Source organism: Streptococcus sp. K0074 (assembly GCF_048843365.1).
Taxonomy (GTDB): Bacteria; Bacillota; Bacilli; order Lactobacillales; family Streptococcaceae; genus Streptococcus; species Streptococcus mitis_BM.
Genome location: NZ_CP184836.1, coordinates 1,299,740 through 1,320,924, shown reverse-complemented (window position 1 = coordinate 1,320,924; position 21,185 = coordinate 1,299,740). Strand labels below are relative to the sequence as shown.

Here is a 21,185-nt window from a genome sequence, read left to right as displayed (position 1 = left end):
AGATGGAACATCTTGGAAAAGTATTTCGTGAATTTCGGACAAGTGGTAATTATTCCTTAAAGGAGGCCGCAGGCGAGTCCTGTTCAACTTCTCAGTTATCTCGCTTTGAGCTTGGGGAGTCTGACCTAGCAGTCTCACGTTTCTTTGAGCTTTTGGATAACATTCATGTCACAATCGAAAATTTCATGGATAAGGCAAGGAATTTTCATAATCATGAACATGTTGCCATGATGGGACAAATTGTGCCTCTTTACTATTCAAATGATATTGCAGGTTTTCAAAAGCTTCAAATAGAACAACTTGAAAAGGCTAAGAGTTCGACGACTCCCCTTTATTTTGAGCTGAACTGGATTTTGCTACAAGGTCTGATTTGTCAAAGAGATTCTAGTTATGATATGAAGCAGGATGATTTGGATAAGGTAGCAGATTATCTCTTCAAAACAGAAGAATGGACCATGTATGAGTTGATTCTTTTCGGGAACCTCTATAGTTTCTACAATGTGGACTATGTCACTCGGATTGGTAGAGAAGTTATGGAGAGGGAAGAATTTTACCAAGAGATTGGTCGCCATAAGAGATTAGTGTTGATTTTGGCCCTCAATTGTTACCAGCATTGTTTAGAGCATTCTTCTTTTGATAATGCTAGCTATTTCAAGGCTTATACAGAGAAGATTATTGGCAAAAACATTAGTCTGTATGAACGAAATATTTTACATTACCTAAAAGGTTTTGCCTTGTACCAAAAAGGACAGTATACAGAAGGCTGTAGTCAGATGCAAGAGGCCATGCATATTTTTGATGTGTTAGGTCTTCCTGAACAAGTAGCCTACTATCAGGAACACTACGAAAAATTTATCAAAGATTAATTTTCCCAAATAAGGGAAAAAACAAAAAGCTCCTTTCGGTTTTGATACAATAGTTTCAAAATTTGAGAGGAGTTTTTATATGAATCGCTATGCAGTACAGTTGATTAGTCGTGGAGCTGTTAACAAGATTGGGAATATGCTCTATGATTATGGAAATAGTGTCTGGTTGGCTTCCATGGGGACTATCGGACAGACTGTTTTAGGAATGTATCAGATTTCTGAACTCGTCACATCTATTCTCGTAAATCCCTTTGGTGGAGTCATTTCAGACCGTTTTTCTCGTCGTAAGATTTTAATGATGACAGACCTTGTTTGTGGGATTCTTTGTCTGGCTATTTCTTTTATAAGAAATGACAGTTGGATGATTGGGGCTTTGATTTTTGCCAATATTGTGCAGGCTATTGCTTTTGCCTTTTCTAGACCTGCAAATAAGGCCATTATCACAGAATTGGTAGAGAAGGATGAACTGGTCCTCTATAATTCTCGTTTGGAGTTGGTCTTGCAGGTTGTCAGTGTGAGTTCTCCTGTACTTTCTTTTCTGGTTTTACAATTTGCAAGTCTTCGCATTACCTTGGTATTAGATGCTCTTAGTTTTTTTCTAGCTTTTGGCTTGGTAGCCTTGCTTCCAAAGAAAGAAGAGAAGGCTTTGGGGGAGAAGAAACTTACATTCAAAGTTATTTTTTCTGATATCAAGGAGGGAGTTCACTATATTGTGAAGCAAAAAGAAATCTTCTTTTTGTTAGTCATGGCTTCAAGTGTCAATTTTTTCTTCGCAGCCTTTAATTATCTCCTTCCCTTTTCAAATCAGCTCTATGGAGTTCAAGGTGCCTATGCCACTATTTTGATAATGGGAGCTATTGGATCTATTGTTGGGGCCTTGTTAGCTAGTAAGATTAAAGCTAGTATGGAAAAGCTTTTGTTGTTATTGGCTCTGACTGGACTTGGAGTGATGATAATGGGATTCAACCTCCCATCCTACCTTGCCTTTTCAGGGAATTTCATTTGTGAACTATTTATGACGATGTTCAATATTCACTTTTTTGCTCAGGTACAAACCAAGGTTGAAGGTGAATATCTTGGTAGAGTTCTCAGTTCGATTTATACCTTAGCCATACTATTTATGCCTATTGCAACAGGTTTAATGACCTGGCTTCCAAGTGTTCATCTTTATTCTTTCTTGATTATTGGACTTGGAGTTGTCGCCTTATCCTTCTTAGCTCTAGGCTATGTACGAACTCATTTTGAAAAAGAGACATAAGTTTGCTTGGACTTCAAAAATAATTCCAATCTAAGTGTTTTTTCCGTCCTTCTCGTTTGTGAGGAGGGCTTAATTTATGGTAAAATGGTTTTATGAATAAAAGAATGAATGAGTTAGTCGCCTTGCTCAATCGCTATGCGGCTGAGTACTATACCAGCGATAATCCCTCGGTTTCAGACAGTGAGTATGATCGCCTTTACCGAGAGTTGGTTGAGTTAGAAACTGCCTATCCAGATCAAGTGTTAGCAGACAGTCCGACCCATCGTGTTGGTGGTAAAGTCTTAGATGGTTTTGAAAAATACAGTCATCAGTATCCTCTTTATAGTTTGCAGGATGCTTTTTCACGTGAGGAACTTGAAGCTTTTGATGCGCGTGTTCGTAAGGAAGTGGCTCATCCGACCTATATTTGTGAGCTGAAAATCGATGGCTTGTCTATCTCGCTGACTTATGAAAAGGGGATTTTGGTTGCTGGGGCAACACGTGGTGATGGTTCTATTGGTGAAAATATTACAGAAAATCTTAAACGCGTTAAGGACATTCCCTTAACTTTGCCAGAAGAACTAGATATCACAGTTCGTGGAGAATGTTATATGCCACGCGCTTCTTTTGACCAGGTTAACCAAGCTCGACAAGAAAATGGAGAGCCCGAATTTGCTAATCCTCGTAATGCAGCGGCAGGAACCCTGCGACAGTTGGATACAGCAGTAGTAGCCAAGCGCAATCTTGCAACGTTTCTCTATCAAGAAGCCAGCCCGTCAACTCGTGATAGTCAAGAAAAAGTGTTGACGCACCTTGAACAACTAGGTTTTGTAGTCAATCCTAAGCGAATTCTGGCTAAAAATATAGATGACATCTGGAGTTTTATCCAAGAAGTAGGGAAAGATCGAGACAATCTGCCTTACGATATTGATGGGGTAGTGATCAAGGTCAACGACCTAGCAGGCCAAGAAGAGCTTGGCTTTACCGTTAAGGCACCAAAGTGGGCAGTGGCCTACAAGTTCCCAGCTGAAGAAAAAGAAGCTCAACTCTTATCAGTTGATTGGACAGTTGGCCGTACGGGTGTTGTAACCCCAACTGCGAATCTAACACCAGTACAACTAGCCGGAACAACTGTTAGCCGTGCGACCCTGCACAATGTGGATTATATTGCTGAAAAAGATATCCGCAAAGACGACACGGTCATCGTCTATAAGGCCGGGGACATCATCCCTGCAGTTTTACGTGTGGTAGAGTCCAAAAGAATTTCTGAAGAAAAACTAGATATCCCTACAAACTGTCCAAGTTGTGACTCTGACTTGTTGCACTTTGAAGATGAAGTGGCCCTGCGTTGTATCAATCCGCGTTGTCCTGCTCAAATCATGGAAGGTTTGATCCACTTTGCCTCTCGAGATGCCATGAATATTACAGGGCTTGGTCCATCTATTGTTGAGAAGCTATTTGCTGCTAATTTAGTCAAGGATGTAGCGGATATTTACCGTTTGCAAGAAGAGGATTTCCTCCTTTTAGAGGGGGTTAAGGAAAAGTCTGCTGGTAAACTCTATCATGCTATTCAAGCATCAAAGGAAAACTCTGCTGAAAAACTCTTGTTTGGTTTGGGAATTCGCCATGTCGGCAGTAAGGCCAGTCAGTTGTTACTCCAACATTTCCATTCAATTGAAAATCTGGCTCAGGCAGATCCAGAGGAAGTGGCGAGTATTGAAAGTTTGGGTGGTGTGATTGCCAAGAGTCTTCAGACTTATTTTGCGACAGAAGGCTCTGAAATTCTCCTAAGAGAATTGAAAGAAGCTGGGGTCAATCTGGACTATAAAGGTCAGACAGTAGTAGCGGATGCGGCCTTGTCAGGTTTGACCGTTGTATTGACTGGGAAATTGGAACGTCTCAAACGCTCAGAAGCTAAAAGCAAACTCGAAAGTCTGGGTGCCAAGGTGACAGGCAGTGTTTCTAAAAAGACCAATCTCGTCGTTGCAGGTACAGATGCTGGAAGTAAACTTCAAAAGGCACAAGAACTTGGTATCGAGGTTCGAGATGAAGCTTGGCTAGAAGGCTTGTAATAATCGTTTAAAATCAGAGCTTAGATAATATGACTATGTGTGTTAATCGGGACAAAATCGATCAAGAATTTATTAGTGAACTAGAAACAAATTAAGAAGTAAAAAGGAAAAATAAAAAATGTTTAATTACCCTATTCGCATTCATTACCATCGCAAGAATGGAGAATACGACACTTGCTCTTTTGTAAAAAGTCAGGACCAGCGGATTGATTTGCTGACCTACAAAGAAGATTATTTTGGTGCTTTATTTAGTTTTGAACACCCAAGTTCTCATGCCTTAGAAAGCTTGAATTTTGTGGTTCATACAGGTCAAACCAGTAAAGAGTATGCTATCCGTTTTAATCACTATCCCCTCTTAACGGAGGTCTGGATTTTGGAAGGGGATGATAGAATTTATTATTCTGAAAATCCTGCTATTGCCAGTCCTTTCTATAAAAATCAAAATCCTTTTGCCTTTGACAAGGCTATCAATAGCGCTAGTTTCGACCACCACTGGGGCTACCAAGGTGAATTGGGTTGCCGTGTAGAGGACAATCAGGCTCATTTTGCTCTCTGGGCTCCAACAGCGACAGAAGTGCAGGTTGTCGTTTATGGATCAGCTGCTAATGATGCTCCTGTTTGGAAGATTTTTGATATGGAGAGAGGCAATAGCTACTCTTATAATCATAAGGACAATACAATCGGTGTCTGGAGTTTGGATGTTGAGGAAGATTTGACTGGTAAGGCTTATCAGTATCAAGTCCAATTTCCTCACCACCAAACACTGACACGCGATCCTTACACCATCGCGACCAGTCCTGATGGCAAACGTTCAGCTATCCTGAGCCATGAAGAAAAGCAAGTTGAAAATTTCGAGGTTAAGCATGGTTCTGAGGCTACTTGGCGTTTGAAAAATCCATGTAAGGCAGTTATTTGTGAAATGCACATTCGTGATTTGACCAAATCACCGACCTCAGGTGTGGATGAACATCTTCGCGGAACTTTCTTGGGTGCTGCTCAGACTGGAACGGTTAACCAGTATGGCCAGTCAACTGCTTTTGATTACATCAAGAAGATCGGCTACAATTATGTTCAGTTGCAACCAATTGCAGACCGTCACAAAGAATATGATGCGGATGGGAATGTAACCTACAACTGGGGTTATGATCCACAAAACTATAACGCGCCAGAAACTAGTTTTTCAACTAATCCAGACGACCCAGCTCAGGTTATTCGTGATTTGAAGACCATGGTTCAAGCTTACCACGATGCGGGTATTGGTGTTATTATGGATGTGGTCTATAACCATACCTTCTCAGTTGTTGATGCACCTTTCCAAACAACTGTCCCTGATTACTATTATCGTATGAATCCAGACGGTACCTTCCAGAATGGAACGGGTGTTGGAAATGAAACAGCCAGCGAACATGAAATGTTCCGCAAGTATATGATTGATTCCCTCCTATACTGGGTACAGGAATACAATATTGACGGCTTCCGTTTTGACTTGATGGGGATTCATGATGTCAAGACTATGCAGATGATTCGTCAGAGTTTGGATGAAATTGACCCTAACATTATCCTTTATGGAGAAGGTTGGGACATGGGAACAGGTCTTGCCCCTTATGATAAGGCTAAGAAAGACAACGCCTACGAAATGCCAAATATTGGTTTCTTTAATGACAATCAGCGTGATGCTGTTAAAGGTGGAGAAGTTTACGGTGCAATTAAATCAGGTTTTGTCAGCGGTGCTGCGACAGAGCCAATTCTTGCCAAAGCAATCCTAGGCAGTCGTGAATTAGGAACCTATACACATCCAAATCAAGTACTTAACTATGTGGAAGCCCATGACAATTACAATCTTCACGATTTATTGGCAACTCTTCATCCAGACCAAAGTTCAGAACAAATCATGCGCAAGGTTGAGACAGCCACAGCTATGAACCTACTCATGCAAGGGATGGCCTTTATGGAAATCGGTCAAGAATTTGGTCGTACCAAACTAGTTGCGACTGGTGAAAATGGTGAGTTGACCCATGATGATAGAGAGCGTGCTATGAATAGCTATAATGCTCCAGACAGTGTGAACCAAGTGAACTGGAACTTGATTAATGAGCGTCAAGATAGTATTGAGTTTATCCGTCAGATGATTCGATTGAAGACAGGAACCGGTGCCTTTTCTTACCCTACTTATGATGAAATTTACCATCATGTTTTTGTTCATTCAGCAAATGAACATAGTGGTTTGATTGTCTATGAGATTCAAGGGGAAGACCATTTACTGGTTGTATTTAATGCTAAAGGGCAAGACTTCCAGTTTGAAAATGCTGGAAATCTAGAACTATTGGTGACCAATAGCCATTTAAGTGATAAAGACATGGTTGGTGGTGTTAGTGCCAGCGTCTTTAAAGTCTTGTAGAAAAAATCAAAAGTTTTCAATTGTGTCGTATAATTTCTAGGATATCTTCTTGCTAAAAATTATAAAACTCAATGAAGAATAACATAGCATGAAAAAGGTTTAGTTCATCTAAGCCTTTTCTTCTTGTACTGACTGCTTAACAAAAGAGTTCAAATAGTTTGAAAAGTCAAGCTTGTGAAAATAATCTCAAAAATATTGTAAAAAGGGTTGTAATTTTCTGAAAATTTGGTAAAATATATCTTAATCATTTTCAGGAGGACGAGAATTTGACAAGATATCAGAATTTAGTAAATGGAGAATGGAAATCATCTGAAAAAGAAATTACGATTTATTCACCAATCAATCAAGAAGAATTAGGGACAGTACCCGCTATGAGCCAAGCAGAAGTAGATGAGGCTATGCAAGCTGCGCGTGCAGCCCTGCCAGCATGGCGAGATTTATCAGCAGTTGAACGTGCGGCTTATTTGCATAAAACAGCAGCTATTTTAGAACGCGATAAGGAAGAAATTGGTACTATCCTTGCCAAAGAAGTAGCAAAAGGAATTAAAGCAGCCATTGGAGAAGTAGTGCGTACAGCAGACTTGATTCGTTATGCTGCTGAGGAAGGTCTCCGTATCACTGGACAAGCAATGGAAGGTGGTGGTTTTGAAGCAGCAAGTAAAAACAAACTGGCTGTTGTTCGTCGTGAGCCGGTTGGAGTCGTGCTAGCTATTGCTCCCTTTAACTATCCAGTCAACCTTTCTGGATCTAAGATTGCTCCGGCCTTGATTGCAGGGAATGTGGTTATGTTTAAACCACCAACACAAGGTTCTATTTCTGGTCTCTTGTTGGCTAAAGCCTTTGAAGAAGCAGGGATTCCAGCAGGTGTTTTCAATACCATTACGGGTCGTGGTTCAGAAATTGGGGATTATATCATTGAGCACAAAGAAGTCAACTTCATCAACTTTACAGGTTCAACTCCAATCGGAGAACGTATTGGTCGTTTAGCTGGTATGCGTCCTATCATGTTGGAACTTGGCGGAAAAGATGCGGCTCTTGTACTAGCAGATGCAGATTTGGAACATGCTGCCAAGCAAATTGTTGCAGGTGCCTTTAGCTACTCAGGCCAACGTTGCACGGCCATTAAACGTGTCATTGTTCTTGAAAGTGTAGCAGATAAATTAGTTACCTTGCTTCAAGCAGAGGTTGCTAAATTAACAGTTGGTGATCCATTTGACAATGCTGATATTACACCTGTTATTGACAATGCTTCAGCCGACTTCATCTGGGGCTTGATTGAGGATGCGCAAGAAAAAGGTGCTCAGGCTCTTACACCAATCAAACGTGAGGATAATCTTCTCTGGCCAGTGCTTTTTGACCAAGTTACAAAAGATATGAAAGTAGCATGGGAAGAGCCATTTGGCCCTGTTTTACCAATTATTCGTGTGGCTAATGTAGAAGAAGCAATTGCCTTTGCTAACGAATCTGAATTCGGCCTTCAATCCTCAGTCTTTACAAATGATTTCAAAAAGGCTTTTGAAATTGCTGAAAAACTTGAAGTGGGTACAGTTCATATTAATAATAAAACCCAACGTGGTCCAGATAATTTCCCATTCCTTGGTGTCAAAGGTTCTGGAGTTGGAGTGCAAGGAATTAAATATAGCATTGAAGCGATGACAAATGTCAAATCCATTGTTTTTGATGTGAAATAAAATGTAAAATCAGGAAATTGTTTTCCTGGTTTCTTTTTTTACTTTAAAACAACAATTTTATTGGTAAAATAACGAACTTTATGATAGTATTGTAAAAAAACAATTCGTTTTCATAATCTGTTTGAAAATTTCTTGATTTACAAGTGAACACATCAGTGAATTTGTTGAAGACTTTCAAAAGATTTTTTTGCAAATTCCGTAATTTACTTGAATCTTCCCTAAAAAGGTAGTATAATAAATCTATAGAAAACGCTTACAGAGAAAGAGGAGGTATTATGGATAAAAGAGAAGCTTTGCGCACCTTTATGACAGGAGAAAATTTTCACCTTCAGCATTATCTAGGAGCACATAGGGAAGAACTAAATGGAGAGTACGGTTATACATTTCGTGTATGGGCTCCCAATGCTCAGGCTGTTCACTTGGTTGGGGATTTCACCAACTGGATTGAGGGTCAGATTCCAATGGTAAGAAATGACTTTGGAGTTTGGGAAGTCTTTACCACTCTTGCTCAAGAAGGGCATATTTACAAATATCATGTCACACGTCAAAATGGTCATCAACTGATGAAGATTGACCCTTTTGCTGTCAGATATGAGGCGCGTCCAGGAACAGGGGCAATCGTAACAGAGCTTCCTGAGAAGAAATGGAGGGATGGACTTTGGCTGGCACGAAGAAAACGTTGGGGCTTTGCTGAACGTCCTGTCAATATCTATGAAGTTCACGCTGGCTCATGGAAAAGAAATCCTGATGGTAGTCCTTATAGTTTTGCCCAGCTCAAGGATGAACTCATTCCTTATCTCGTTGAAATGAACTATACTCACATTGAGTTTATGCCCTTGATGTCTCACCCACTTGGTTTGAGTTGGGGTTATCAGCTTATGGGTTACTTCGCTTTAGAGCATGCTTATGGCCGACCAGAGGAGTTTCAAGATTTTGTCGAGGAGTGTCATATCCATAATATTGGGGTTATCGTAGACTGGGTACCTGGTCACTTTACCATTAATGATGATGCCTTGGCCTATTATGATGGAACACCGACTTTTGAATACCAAGACCATAATAAGGCTCATAACTACGGTTGGGGTGCACTCAATTTTGATCTTGGAAAAAATGAAGTCCAGTCCTTCTTGATTTCTAGCATTAAGTTTTGGATTGACTTTTACCATCTAGATGGTATTCGAGTGGATGCAGTTAGCAACATGCTCTATCTTGACTACGATGATGCTCCATGGACACCTAATAAAGATGGTGGCAATCTCAACTATGAAGGATATTATTTCCTTCAACGCTTGAATGATGTCATTAAACTAGTTCATCCAGACGTTATGATGATCGCAGAAGAAAGTTCGTCAGCAACCAAGATTACGGGAATGAAAGAGCTTGGTGGTTTAGGATTTGACTACAAGTGGAATATGGGCTGGATGAATGATATCCTCCGATTCTACGAAGAAGACCCTATTTACCGTAAGTATGACTTTAATCTGGTGACTTTCAGCTTTATGTATGTTTTCAATGAAAACTATCTCCTACCATTCTCGCACGATGAAGTGGTTCATGGCAAGAAGAGTATGATGCATAAGATGTGGGGAGATCGTTACAATCAATTCGCAGGCTTGCGCAATCTCTACACTTACCAAATTTGTCACCCTGGTAAGAAATTGCTCTTCATGGGTAGCGAATACGGTCAATTCCTAGAATGGAAATCTGAGGAACAGTTGGAATGGTCTAACCTAGAAGACCCAATTAATGCTAAGATGAAGTATTTCACTTCTCAGCTAAACCAGTTTTACAAAGACAACCGCTGTCTGTGGGAAATTGATACCAGCTATGATGGTATTGAAATCATTGATGCGGATAATCGAGACCAGAGTGTTCTTTCCTTCATCCGTAAGGGTAAGAAGGGCGACATGCTAGTCTGCGTCTTTAATATGGCACCTGTTGAACGAAAAGATTTTACAATTGGACTGCCTATTGCAGGGATTTATGAAGAAGTCTGGAATACTGAGTTAGAAGAGTGGGGAGGCGTTTGGAAAGAACATAATCAAACTGTTCAAACGCAAGAAGGACTATGGAAAGATTATGAGCAGACCTTGACCTTTACCCTACCGGCTATGGGAGCAAGTGTTTGGAAAATCAAACGCCGCTTGAAATCTGCAAAAACCGTCACAAATAAAAACCAAAAAGGAGTAGAAAATGAAGAATGAAATGTTAGCTTTGATTCTTGCTGGTGGGCAAGGAACTCGTCTCGGAAAACTCACTCAAAACCTTGCAAAACCAGCTGTGCAATTTGGTGGGCGCTACCGTATCATTGACTTTGCTCTTTCAAACTGTGCCAACTCAGGGATTCACAATGTTGGAGTCATTACACAGTACCAACCTCTTGCTCTCAATAACCATATTGGGAATGGTTCAAGCTGGGGACTAGACGGTATCAATTCTGGTGTCTCTATTCTTCAACCGTATTCTGCAAGTGAAGGAAATCGTTGGTTCGAAGGGACTAGTCACGCTATTTACCAAAATATTGACTATATCGACAGTGTCAATCCTGAGTATGTCTTGATTCTGTCTGGGGACCACATCTATAAAATGGACTATGATGATATGCTCCAGTCACACAAGGATAATAATGCTAGTTTGACAGTAGCAGTTCTTGATGTTCCTCTAAAAGAAGCTAGCCGTTTTGGTATTATGAACACAGATGCCAATAACCGCATTGTTGAATTTGAAGAAAAGCCAGCACAACCAAAATCTACAAAGGCTTCTATGGGTATTTACATCTTTGATTGGCAACGTCTGCGCAATATGCTTGTTGCTGCTGAAAAGAGCAATGTAGATATGTCAGATTTTGGTAAAAATGTCATTCCAAATTACCTTGAGTCAGGTGAAAGTGTCTATGCATATGAGTTTAATGGCTACTGGAAAGATGTTGGTACCATTGAGTCACTTTGGGAAGCAAATATGGAGTACATTTCTCCAGAGAATGCCTTGGACAGCCGTAACCGTCAATGGAAGATTTACTCAAGAAACTTAATTTCACCACCAAACTTCCTTGGGGCAAATGCTCATGTGGAAGATTCCTTGGTTGTTGATGGCTGTTTTGTAGATGGAACTGTTAAACATTCTATCCTTTCAACAGGTGCGCAAGTTCGCGAAGGGGCAGAAGTAGTAGATTCAGTTATCATGAGTGGTGCAATTGTTGGTCAGGGAGCTAAAATTAAACGTGCCATTATTGGTGAAGGTGCAGTTATTTCTGACGGTGTCGAAATTGATGGAACAGAAGAAGTACAAGTTGTAGGATATAATGAAGTAGTGGGGGTAGCAACAGATGAAGATTGATAAATATTCAGCCATTTTAGGAAATACAGTTGGTTTTCATGATATGTCAACACTGACAGACCACCGTCCAGTAGCTAGTTTGCCATTTGGTGGTAAATATCGTTTGATTGACTTCCCACTTTCCAGTCTTGCTAATGCAGGTGTCCGTAGTATCTTTGGTATTTTCCAACAAGATAATATCAGTTCTGTCTTTGACCATATCCGTTCAGGACGTGAGTGGGGCTTATCAACCCTTCTTAGCCACTATTATCTAGGTATTTACAATACCCGTGTGGAAAGTAGTACAGTTGGAAAAGAATACTACCAACAGCTTCTTACTTATTTGAAACGTTCTGGCTCAAACCAAACAGTTGCCCTCAACTGTGATGTTTTGATTAATATTGATTTGAACCAAGTTTTCCATCTACATAGTACAACAAAAGGGCCTATCACTGTAGTTTATAAAAAACTAGCTAAGAAAGACATTTCAGAAGTAAACGCAATCTTGGAAGTGGATGAAACAGACCATGTTCGTTCTCATAAACTCTTTGATAGCAAGTTACCAGATCAAATCTATAACATGTCTACAGATATCTTTGTCGTTGATACACCTTGGTTGATAGAACGCTTGGAAGAAGAAGCTAAAAAAGAACATCCAGAGAAGTTACGCTATGTTTTACGGGATTTGGCTGCAAAAGAAGGGGCTTTTGCCTACGAGTATACAGGCTACCTTGCAAATATTCATTCTGTAGAGTCTTATTACCAAGCTAACAAAGATATGCTTGAATCACAAAAATTCTACTCTCTCTTCTCACCAAACCAAAAGATTTATACAAAGGTCAAAAACGAAGAGCCAACTTACTATGCCAATACATCTAAGGTAAGTACTTCTCAGTTTGCTTCTGGTAGTATCATTGAAGGTCAAGTGGCTAATTCTGTTTTATCACGTAATATTCATGTCCATAAGGATAGCTTGGTTAAAGATAGTCTACTCTTCCCTCGCGTTGTTATTGGAGAAGGTGCTCAGGTCGAATATGCTATCTTGGACAAGGGTGTGGAAGTTGAGCCAGGTGTTGTGATTCGAGGAACTGCAGAACATCCAGTTGTCGTTAAGAAAGGTAGCAAAGTAACAGAGGATATTCATTCATGAAAATTTTATTTGTAGCAGCAGAGGGTGCACCCTTCTCAAAAACAGGTGGTTTGGGAGACGTTATTGGCGCTCTTCCAAAATCACTGGTAAAAGCTGGACATGAAGTTGCAGTGATTTTACCCTACTATGACATGGTAAAGGCTAAATTTGGAAATCAAATTGAAGATATTCTTCATTTTGAGGTGTGTGTTGGTTGGCGCAGACAGTACTGTGGGATTAAGAAAACAGTACTAAATGGTGTGACCTTCTACTTTATTGACAACCAATATTATTTCTTCCGTGGTCATGTTTACGGTGATTTTGATGACGGAGAACGCTTTGCCTTTTTCCAACTTGCTGCCATTGAGGCTATGGAAAGGATTGACTTTATTCCTGACCTTCTCCATGTTCATGACTACCATACAGCTATGATTCCTTTCTTGTTAAAGGAAAAATACTGTTGGATTCAAGCCTATCAAGGAATAAAAACTGTTTTAACCATTCATAATTTGGAATTCCAAGGACAATTTTCAGAAGGAATGTTATGGGACTTGTTTGGAGTTGGCTTTGAACGTTACGCTGATGGCACCCTTCGATGGAACAACTGTCTGAACTGGATGAAGGCAGGTATTCTCTATGCAGATCGTGTTTCAACCGTTTCACCTAGCTATGCTCATGAAATTATGACCAGTCAGTTCGGATGTAACTTGGATCAAATTCTTCGAATGGAGTCTGGCAAGGTGTCTGGTATCGTGAATGGGATTGATGCTGATCTTTATAATCCTCAGACGGATGCCCTATTAGATTATCATTTTAATCAGGAAGATTTGTCTGGGAAGGCCCAAAACAAGGCAAAATTGCAAGAAAGAGTTGGCTTGCCAGTTAGAGCCGACGTTCCACTGGTGGGAATTGTTTCTCGTTTGACACGTCAAAAAGGTTTTGATGTGGTGGTTGAAAGTCTTCACCATATCTTGCAAAATGATGTTCAGATTGTTCTTTTGGGAACTGGAGATCCAGCCTTTGAAGGAGCTTTCTCATGGTTTGCTCAGATTTACCCAGACAAGCTATCAGCAAATATCACTTTTGATGTCAAACTAGCTCAAGAAATCTACGCTGCTTGTGACCTCTTCCTCATGCCGAGTCGTTTCGAACCGTGTGGCTTGTCTCAAATGATGGCTATGCGTTACGGAACCTTGCCGTTGGTCCATGAAGTTGGAGGCTTGCGAGATACAGTTCGCGCTTTCAATCCAATCGAAGGAAGCGGTACTGGCTTTAGCTTTGACAATCTATCTCCTTATTGGTTAAATTGGACTTTCCAAACAGCTTTGGACTTGTATAGAAATCATCCAGACATTTGGAGAAACCTACAAAAACAAGCTATGGAGTGTGATTTCTCATGGGATACGGCCTGCAAGTCATACCTTGACTTGTACCATAGTTTAGTTAATTAATAGATAAAATCGTATGATGACTTCATACGATTTTTGGGCTGTTTAGAGAGGAGAACTGATGTCTCAAGTAAAAGGTTTGTGTGTTATGGATGTTGATGGAACCTTAATCCTAGAAGAAGTGATTGATCTTTTGGGTAAAGAGGCAGGTCGTGAGGAGGAAATTTCACAGATTACAAGTCGGGCAATGCAAGGAGAGTTGGACTTTGAAAGCAGTTTACGAAAAAGAGTGTCCTTGTTGGAAGGTCTTCCTGTTTCGGTTTTTGATAAAGTCTTCAACACTATTCATCTAACGTCAAATGCCCAGGAATTCATTTCCATTCTCCAAAATAATGGAATCCTAGTTGGTCTGGTGTCCGGTGGATTTACACCAATAGTTGAGAGATTAGCAAAATCCCTCGACATTGCCTATTTCTCTGCCAACCAACTGGAAGTCAAAGACGGTCTTTTAACAGGAAAATTAGTTGGACAAATTATTAGTCCCGAAGTCAAAAAAGATACTCTAGAACAATGGAGAAAGGAACTAAAACTTTCTAAAGAAAGAACGATTGCAATCGGTGATGGGGCCAATGACCTATTTATGTTGAAGTCAGCAGGACTGGGAATCGCCTTTTGTGCTAAAGAAGTGCTGAAACAGGAAATACCAAATCATGTTGACAAGAGAGATTTTTTAGAAGTTCTTCCTTTGATTGGCTTTTTAGAATGAGGGAAAATATGAAGATTGTAATTGCACCAGATTCGTTTAAGGAAAGCTTGACCTCTGAAGAGGTAGCTAAAGCTATTAAAAAAGGTTTCCAACAATCGATAGCAGATGTAGACTGTCTCCTCTGCCCTGTTGGTGATGGGGGAGAAGGTACAGTAGATTCCATTCGACATTCTCTTGAACTAGAAGAAAAATGGATTCAAGTGACAGGACCTTTTGGCCAAAAAGAAGCCATGCGCTATTTTCAAAAAGAACAACTGGTACTATTGGAAGTTGCTGATTTGGTTGGCCTTGGAAAAATTCCGCTAGAGAAACGAAATCCACTTCAAATCCAAACTCGTGGTATCGGAGAGTTGATTCGCCATCTCATTGCTCAAGGGATTAAAGAAATCTATATCGGCGTTGGTGGCACGTCCAGTAATGATGGAGATATTGGGATTGCTGCTGGTTTAGGCTATCAATTTTATGATAGGTATGGAAATGTTTTGCTCGCTTGCGGTCAATCCTTACTAAAATTAGCTTCTGTTTCAATAGAAAATCGCTATGAAATTCCTGAAGATGTTCAAATTCGTATTTTAGCAGATGTCGTGAGTCCCTTATGTGGATATCAAGGTGCGACCTACACGTTTGGCAAGCAAAAAGGCCTAGATCCTACTATGTTTGAGGCCGTAGATCAAGCGATCCAAGATTTTTATGAAAAATTCTCACCTGTAACATTGGAAATTAAAGGAGCAGGAGCTGGTGGAGGCATTGCTGGCGGTTTGTGTGCCTTTGCTCAGGCAAATATCGTGTCTGGAATTGATACCTGCTTGAACTTAATCAACTTTGATAAGAAAGTTTTACATGCTGACTTGGTTGTTGTAGGAGAAGGAAGGCTAGATAGTCAAAGCCTAGCAGGTAAAGCGCCTATTGGTGTTGCAAAAAGAACCCCTGTCGGAGTTCCTGTCATTGCTATTTGTGGTAGTCTTGCTGAAGATTTACCTTCCCTACCATTTGAAAATATCCAAGCTGCCTTTTCTATTTTAGAGAAAAGCGAACCTCTAGAAGATAGTTTGAAAAATGCCAGTCTCTATTTGGAGCACACGGCAGCTAATATCGGGCACTTATTAAATATGCGCAAGATTTAGCCAAACCATTTCTTCCAGATGGATGTTTTGGCAGGTTCTTCCTTTTTACCTTCCCAAAGTTTTGCAAAAGCAAGTCGAAGATCCTTTTCTTCTACTTGAACTGGTGCATTGCTATGGATAATCAGGCCAAAAGGAGAAGAAGTATGCTCTTCAGATACAATGGTAGCTTGACTATCAGTTTCTTTAGCTTCTTTTAAATAGAAAACTTGCTTGTCAAATTCGATATTTGGAGAAATCTTTACAAATAGTGGCTCTGCTTTTTCCTGAAGGTTTTCTAAAATAGATAAAAAGCCTTTTTCTAACTGAGGGCTATTTGCTGTGTCAATATCTGCATATCCAAGAACTCTTTCCTCAAAAGTGCCAAGATAGCGTCTTTGCTCATCTGGATTTAATTTTGCTCCACCATGAGCTTTTTCAAGTAATTGTTTTGATAAATCTGTCATGAAAACAGTATATCATAAAAGTTAGAATAAAACAGACAAAAGAAAGCGATTACTTTATAAAGTTAAGGAAAATTTGCACAAAGATAACGTTTTTTCTTGAAAAAGGAGGGTTTTTAAGGTATTATAGAGGTGTAAAAAATTTAACTCATAAGGAGAGTAAAAAATGTCAATTATTACTGATGTTTACGCTCGCGAAGTCCTAGACTCACGCGGTAACCCAACACTTGAAGTAGAAGTTTATACTGAATCAGGTGCTTTCGGACGTGGTATGGTTCCATCAGGAGCTTCTACTGGTGAACACGAAGCAGTTGAACTTCGCGACGGTGACAAATCTCGTTACGGTGGTCTTGGTACACAAAAAGCTGTTGACAACGTAAACAACATCATTGCTGAAGCTATCATCGGCTACGATGTACGTGATCAACAAGCTATCGACCGTGCTATGATCGCTCTTGACGGTACTCCTAACAAAGGTAAATTGGGTGCTAACGCAATCCTTGGTGTGTCTATCGCTGTAGCTCGTGCTGCTGCTGACTACCTTGAAATCCCACTTTACAGCTACCTTGGTGGATTCAACACTAAAGTTCTTCCAACTCCAATGATGAATATCATCAACGGTGGTTCTCACTCTGACGCTCCAATCGCTTTCCAAGAATTCATGATCGTACCTGCTGGTGCGCCATCATTCAAAGAAGCTCTTCGTTGGGGTGCTGAAATCTTCCACGCACTTAAGAAAATCCTTAAATCTCGTGGTTTGGAAACAGCCGTAGGTGACGAAGGTGGATTTGCTCCTCGTTTTGAAGGAACTGAAGACGGAGTTGAAACTATCCTTGCTGCTATCGAAGCTGCTGGATATGTTCCTGGTAAAGACGTATTTATCGGATTTGACTGTGCTTCATCAGAATTCTACGATAAAGAACGTAAAGTTTACGACTACACTAAATTCGAAGGTGAAGGAGCAGCTGTACGTACTGCTGCAGAACAAATCGACTATCTTGAAGAATTGGTAAACAAATACCCAATCATCACTATCGAAGATGGTATGGATGAAAATGACTGGGACGGTTGGAAAGCTCTTACTGAACGTCTTGGTGGTAAAGTTCAATTGGTTGGTGACGACTTCTTCGTAACAAACACTTCTTACCTTGAAAAAGGTATTGCAGAAGGTGCTGCTAACTCAATCCTTATCAAAGTTAACCAAATCGGTACTCTTACTGAAACATTCGACGCTATCGAAATGGCGAAAGAAGCTGGTTACACTGCCGTTGTATCACACCGTTCAGGTGAAACTGAAGATTCAACAATCGCTGACATCGCAGTTGCAACTAACGCAGGACAAATCAAGACTGGTTCACTTTCACGTACAGACCGTATCGCTAAATACAACCAATTGCTTCGCATCGAAGACCAACTTGGTGAAGTAGCTGAATACCGTGGATTGAAATCATTCTACAACTTGAAAAAATAAAATAGTTCAGTGAACTATTTTATCCCGAACCTTGAAATTCAAAAGTTCGGCCGTTGATTTAACAACGTTTCTAGCCCCTCGGATTTTATCCGAAGGGCTATTTTTGTATTTAGGGGGGCAAAAAAGGGGCAAAACTTTTTAAAAAATCTTGTTCATAACTTTATCTAGTACATTGATTGCTTCATCTTTCATGTTCTTTGTGACGTGGGTGTAGATGGAAGTAGTAACTTCAGAGTGGGAATGTCCATGATTGTTTTTAAAGGAATTTTATTTTCTGATAAAATATTGGCCATCGCAGACAGCATGCTTTTATAGATGCTAAATTTGATTTATTTTTATGGAATCCTCTTATTTTGAGATGAATACCAATTATAAGTGATTTGCATATCCAGGATATTACAAAGAAAGGCAAGCTAGTGGCCACATAAATTTTATTTCATATTCTTTAAAGCTGTTTACTCTGTTAGCAATTGTATTTGATATGATCAAATAAGATGAATAGTTTATTGAATCCCTTTCTTATTTATTACATAATTCAATTTATGTAATCTATAAACTATCCAAGGCATTCTTTTGTTCATCATTTACGATATGGGTATAGAGGTCAGTGACTTGTGTACTGGCGTGACCTAGCTGGTGACTAACCAAAACTTGTGATTTAGTTGCATCATAGAGCCTAGTTGCTAGGGTGTGGCGCAGTTTGTGGGGGGTTACACGAACTTTGAAGTCTTCAGAGTATTTGGCAACCATTTTCTCAACACTGGAAGCATCGATACGATTAGGAACACCTCTGTAGAGAGTCAAAAAAAGGGCTGTGTCTGTCTTTTCCGTTTTATAGCGTTGATTTCGAATAGCGAGATAATTTTCTAGATAAGGTTTGGCAAAGGCAGCGACATTTACCGAATCACGTTTGCCACCTTTTCGAGTGACATCAATAACCATCATCTTGAGATTGAGATCTCTTAAATCCAGATTAACAGCTTCAGATAAGCGAACACCCGATGCCAAGAGAAGGGCAATAATGGCCAAATCACGTTCTTTATTTTTATTAAACGATGATAGAGCACGATTTGAGAGCTGTTGTGGGTAATCTTGGTCTATATAAGTCAGAAACCCTTCTGTTTCATCACCTAGAAAGAGCTTTTGTTTGATGTTTTCAGCTCTAGCAGCAAGTGTCTCTTTCTTTTTCTTGGTTGAAACTTTCTTCATTACATTACGATAGAAATAAGGTTCGCCCTGATCGTTTTCAACCTCCTCAGTCAGATATTTGTAAAGACTGGAAAGAGCTGATAAGGTCCGATTGATGGTCGTTTGGGAAATGCCTTGCTTGGTTGTATTGGCATTCATCAAAGGACGTTCTCTAAGATAAAGGATAAAAGCCTCCATATCTTTCTTTGACATATTTTCCAAGACAGATAAAGAAATATCAGATATTTTATCGGCATTTGAGATACCAGACTCTAAAACCCAGCTGAAAAATCGATCGTATTCCTTGAGGTATTCGTACAAGGTTGTAAAACTGTAAGGTACAGCCAGCTTAGATTGATAGTATTCCAAAACATACCAGGGCATGATTTGTTTTAGTTTGTCGATTCGTTCCAGTAAAATCTCACGTTTCATGTATTTTCTCCATAAATAAGCCTACAAGTAGTATAGCATAGACTTATTTATTTTTCAAGAAAATTATAGTTTTTCGGAAAGATGTTATAGGAGTTTTTTTAAAGTGATAAAAAGACTTAGACCTCAAACAAAACAGATCTAAGTCTTCGGAGTTTCTATTGTGAATTATTAGCTAGTGCTTTTTCTAGTTTCCAAATACTAAACCAGAATGAAATAGTCAACAGAATAAGGAAAATGATAAAGAACTCACCCACTAAACTTCTCAACTGAAGAGCTATATAAGAAGCTATGAGATACAAAATACATTGTATAATTGCTATTGTTTTCTTTTTCATGATTTTAATCTTACTGTACAGATTTTATGCAGTAAACTTCTTTCTAGCTTTATCATTTCTAACTTAATTATAGTCTTATATTTGTATGTGAAATGTTTTATCAGTAAAAAAGAGGGGAAGTCCCCCTCTCAAGATTTTATTTGACTGCTTCTTTCAAAGCATCTACCTTGTCCAAGCGTTCCCATGGAAGGTCAATATCTGTACGTCCCATGTGTCCATAAGCCGCTGTTTGACGGTAAATTGGACGCTTAAGGTCCAGCATTTGGATAATCCCTGCAGGACGAAGGTCAAAGATTTGACGAGTTGCTTTTTCAAGCTTGCTTTCAGCTACTCTTCCTGTACCAAAGGTATCGATACGGACAGAAACAGGCTGGGCAACACCGATAGCATAAGCCAATTGCACTTCTGCCTTCTTAGCCAGACCTGCTGCAACAATATTCTTGGCAATATAGCGAGCCGCATATGACGCAGAACGATCCACCTTAGTCGCATCTTTACCAGAGAAGGCACCGCCACCATGACGAGAGTAGCCACCATAAGTATCTACGATAATCTTACGACCAGTCAGACCTGAGTCCCCTTGAGGTCCACCGATTACAAAACGACCAGTAGGATTGATGAAGAATTTTGTTTGCTCATCCAAGTAAGAGGCTGGAATAACTTCTTTGATAACCTTGTTAATGACATCATTGTGAATTTGTTTGTTGCTGACTTCTGGATCGTGCTGAGTTGAAATAACGACTGTATCCACACTTACTGGACGGTCATTTTCATCATACTCAACTGTAACTTGTGATTTAGCATCTGGGCGAAGATAGCTGATTTCCCCAGATTTACGAAGATCTGCTAAACGACGAACTAATTTATGACTGAGTGAAATTGGCAATGGCATGAGCTCTTCTGTTTCATCCACTGCAAATCCAAACATGAGACCTTGGTCACCAGCACCAATCAAGTCAAGTGGGTCTTGATCAGCATTTCCACGGACCTCCAAGGCTTCATTAACACCTTGGGCGATATCCGGTGACTGCTCAACAAGTGACGGATGGACTCCCACCGTCTCAGCAGAAAATCCATATTCTGTATTAGTGTAGCCAATCTCTGCAATGGTATCACGAACCACACGGTTAATATCCACATAGGCATTTGTAGATATTTCACCAAAAACATGGACAGAACCAGTATATACAGCTGTCTCCGCAGCAACGTGCGCCTCTGGATCCTTTGCTAAAATAGCATCCAAGATAGCATCTGAAATTTGGTCTGCAATCTTATCTGGATGCCCCTCAGATACAGACTCAGACGTGAATAATTTACGTTCTGACATAAAAAT

At 39.9% G+C, this 21,185-nt stretch carries 15 protein-coding genes and 1 pseudogene; 12 read left to right on the top strand and 4 right to left on the bottom strand.

The genetic code is table 11. The features are described from left to right. Nucleotides 1-2: 2 nt before the first annotated feature. The 11 genes from ACN076_RS06380 to ACN076_RS06330 all read left to right on the top strand — a co-directional run bounded on the left by ACN076_RS06380 (nt 3) and on the right by ACN076_RS06330 (nt 15,986). Nucleotides 3-866: an XRE/MutR family transcriptional regulator gene (locus ACN076_RS06380; protein ID WP_060805488.1), complete on the top strand. Its 864-nt coding sequence runs from the start codon at nt 3-5 to the stop codon at nt 864-866. Nucleotides 867-945: 79 nt separating this feature from the next. Then, complete coding sequence (locus tag ACN076_RS06375; protein ID WP_420789625.1) at nt 946-2,124, top strand: MFS transporter; 1,179 nt, start codon at nt 946-948, stop codon at nt 2,122-2,124. Between the two features lie 92 nt (nt 2,125-2,216). Further along, entirely contained in the window at nt 2,217-4,175 is a 1,959-nt protein-coding gene (gene ligA, locus ACN076_RS06370) for an NAD-dependent DNA ligase LigA (RefSeq protein WP_261024840.1), read from the top strand. A gap of 118 nt (nt 4,176-4,293) precedes the next feature. Beyond that, nucleotides 4,294-6,573: a type I pullulanase gene (pulA, locus tag ACN076_RS06365; protein ID WP_261085779.1), complete on the top strand. Its 2,280-nt coding sequence runs from the start codon at nt 4,294-4,296 to the stop codon at nt 6,571-6,573. A 266-nt stretch (nt 6,574-6,839) separates the two neighbouring features. Beyond that, nucleotides 6,840-8,264, top strand: coding sequence for an NADP-dependent glyceraldehyde-3-phosphate dehydrogenase (locus tag ACN076_RS06360; RefSeq protein WP_261075175.1), 1,425 nt, complete (start codon nt 6,840-6,842; stop codon nt 8,262-8,264). A 275-nt stretch (nt 8,265-8,539) separates the two neighbouring features. Further along, nucleotides 8,540-10,468, top strand: a complete 1,929-nt coding sequence (glgB, locus tag ACN076_RS06355) for a 1,4-alpha-glucan branching protein GlgB (protein WP_420789624.1) — start codon at nt 8,540-8,542, stop codon at nt 10,466-10,468. After that, complete coding sequence (locus ACN076_RS06350) at nt 10,458-11,600, top strand: glucose-1-phosphate adenylyltransferase (RefSeq protein WP_000787247.1); 1,143 nt, start codon at nt 10,458-10,460, stop codon at nt 11,598-11,600. The genes glgB and ACN076_RS06350 overlap by 11 nt, the downstream gene beginning before the upstream one ends. Beyond that, the gene (gene glgD, locus ACN076_RS06345; protein ID WP_101776712.1) at nt 11,590-12,729 is read left to right on the top strand and encodes a glucose-1-phosphate adenylyltransferase subunit GlgD; all 1,140 of its coding nucleotides are present in this window, start codon (nt 11,590-11,592) and stop codon (nt 12,727-12,729) included. The genes ACN076_RS06350 and glgD overlap by 11 nt, the downstream gene beginning before the upstream one ends. Continuing rightward, complete coding sequence (gene glgA, locus ACN076_RS06340) at nt 12,726-14,159, top strand: glycogen synthase GlgA (RefSeq protein ID WP_101776711.1); 1,434 nt, start codon at nt 12,726-12,728, stop codon at nt 14,157-14,159. The genes glgD and glgA overlap by 4 nt, the downstream gene beginning before the upstream one ends. Before the next feature lie 58 nt (nt 14,160-14,217). After that, nucleotides 14,218-14,862: a phosphoserine phosphatase SerB gene (gene serB, locus ACN076_RS06335; RefSeq protein WP_060805496.1), complete on the top strand. Its 645-nt coding sequence runs from the start codon at nt 14,218-14,220 to the stop codon at nt 14,860-14,862. A gap of 8 nt (nt 14,863-14,870) precedes the next feature. Continuing rightward, complete coding sequence (locus tag ACN076_RS06330; RefSeq protein WP_101776710.1) at nt 14,871-15,986, top strand: glycerate kinase; 1,116 nt, start codon at nt 14,871-14,873, stop codon at nt 15,984-15,986. Here ACN076_RS06330 and ACN076_RS06325 read toward each other — a convergent pair. Then, nucleotides 15,983-16,429, bottom strand: coding sequence for a DUF1694 domain-containing protein (locus ACN076_RS06325; protein ID WP_101776709.1), 447 nt, complete (start codon nt 16,427-16,429; stop codon nt 15,983-15,985). The genes ACN076_RS06330 and ACN076_RS06325 overlap by 4 nt on opposite strands. Nucleotides 16,430-16,592: 163 nt before the next feature. Between ACN076_RS06325 and eno the strand changes: the two genes are divergently transcribed. After that, entirely contained in the window at nt 16,593-17,897 is a 1,305-nt protein-coding gene (gene eno, locus ACN076_RS06320) for a surface-displayed alpha-enolase (RefSeq protein ID WP_000022821.1), read from the top strand. A 138-nt stretch (nt 17,898-18,035) separates the two neighbouring features. On the opposite strand, the pseudogene ACN076_RS06315 reads toward eno, so the two are convergent. The 3 genes and pseudogenes from ACN076_RS06315 to metK form a co-directional block, all read right to left on the bottom strand. Beyond that, a pseudogene (locus ACN076_RS06315) lies at nt 18,036-18,184 on the bottom strand (integrase); the annotation flags it as partial. Nucleotides 18,185-18,446: 262 nt separating this feature from the next. Further along, nucleotides 18,447-19,517: a tyrosine recombinase XerS gene (gene xerS / locus ACN076_RS06310; RefSeq protein ID WP_261063812.1), complete on the bottom strand. Its 1,071-nt coding sequence runs from the start codon at nt 19,515-19,517 to the stop codon at nt 18,447-18,449. A gap of 471 nt (nt 19,518-19,988) precedes the next feature. Continuing rightward, a complete protein-coding gene (metK, locus tag ACN076_RS06305; RefSeq protein ID WP_420789623.1) occupies nt 19,989-21,179 on the bottom strand; it encodes a methionine adenosyltransferase in 1,191 nt (396 codons plus the stop codon). Nucleotides 21,180-21,185 lie beyond the last annotated feature (6 nt).

Coding starts and splice junctions, on each gene's coding strand:
- ACN076_RS06380 (WP_060805488.1), top strand. CDS start 3: ATGGAACATCTTGGAAAAGTATTTCGTGAATTTCGGACAAGTGGTAAT.
- ACN076_RS06375 (WP_420789625.1), top strand. CDS start 946: ATGAATCGCTATGCAGTACAGTTGATTAGTCGTGGAGCTGTTAACAAG.
- ligA (WP_261024840.1), top strand. CDS start 2,217: ATGAATAAAAGAATGAATGAGTTAGTCGCCTTGCTCAATCGCTATGCG.
- pulA (WP_261085779.1), top strand. CDS start 4,294: ATGTTTAATTACCCTATTCGCATTCATTACCATCGCAAGAATGGAGAA.
- glgB (WP_420789624.1), top strand. CDS start 8,540: ATGGATAAAAGAGAAGCTTTGCGCACCTTTATGACAGGAGAAAATTTT.
- ACN076_RS06350 (WP_000787247.1), top strand. CDS start 10,458: ATGAAGAATGAAATGTTAGCTTTGATTCTTGCTGGTGGGCAAGGAACT.
- glgD (WP_101776712.1), top strand. CDS start 11,590: ATGAAGATTGATAAATATTCAGCCATTTTAGGAAATACAGTTGGTTTT.
- glgA (WP_101776711.1), top strand. CDS start 12,726: ATGAAAATTTTATTTGTAGCAGCAGAGGGTGCACCCTTCTCAAAAACA.
- serB (WP_060805496.1), top strand. CDS start 14,218: ATGTCTCAAGTAAAAGGTTTGTGTGTTATGGATGTTGATGGAACCTTA.
- ACN076_RS06330 (WP_101776710.1), top strand. CDS start 14,871: ATGAAGATTGTAATTGCACCAGATTCGTTTAAGGAAAGCTTGACCTCT.
- ACN076_RS06325 (WP_101776709.1), bottom strand. CDS start 16,429: ATGACAGATTTATCAAAACAATTACTTGAAAAAGCTCATGGTGGAGCA.
- eno (WP_000022821.1), top strand. CDS start 16,593: ATGTCAATTATTACTGATGTTTACGCTCGCGAAGTCCTAGACTCACGC.
- xerS (WP_261063812.1), bottom strand. CDS start 19,517: ATGAAACGTGAGATTTTACTGGAACGAATCGACAAACTAAAACAAATC.
- metK (WP_420789623.1), bottom strand. CDS start 21,179: ATGTCAGAACGTAAATTATTCACGTCTGAGTCTGTATCTGAGGGGCAT.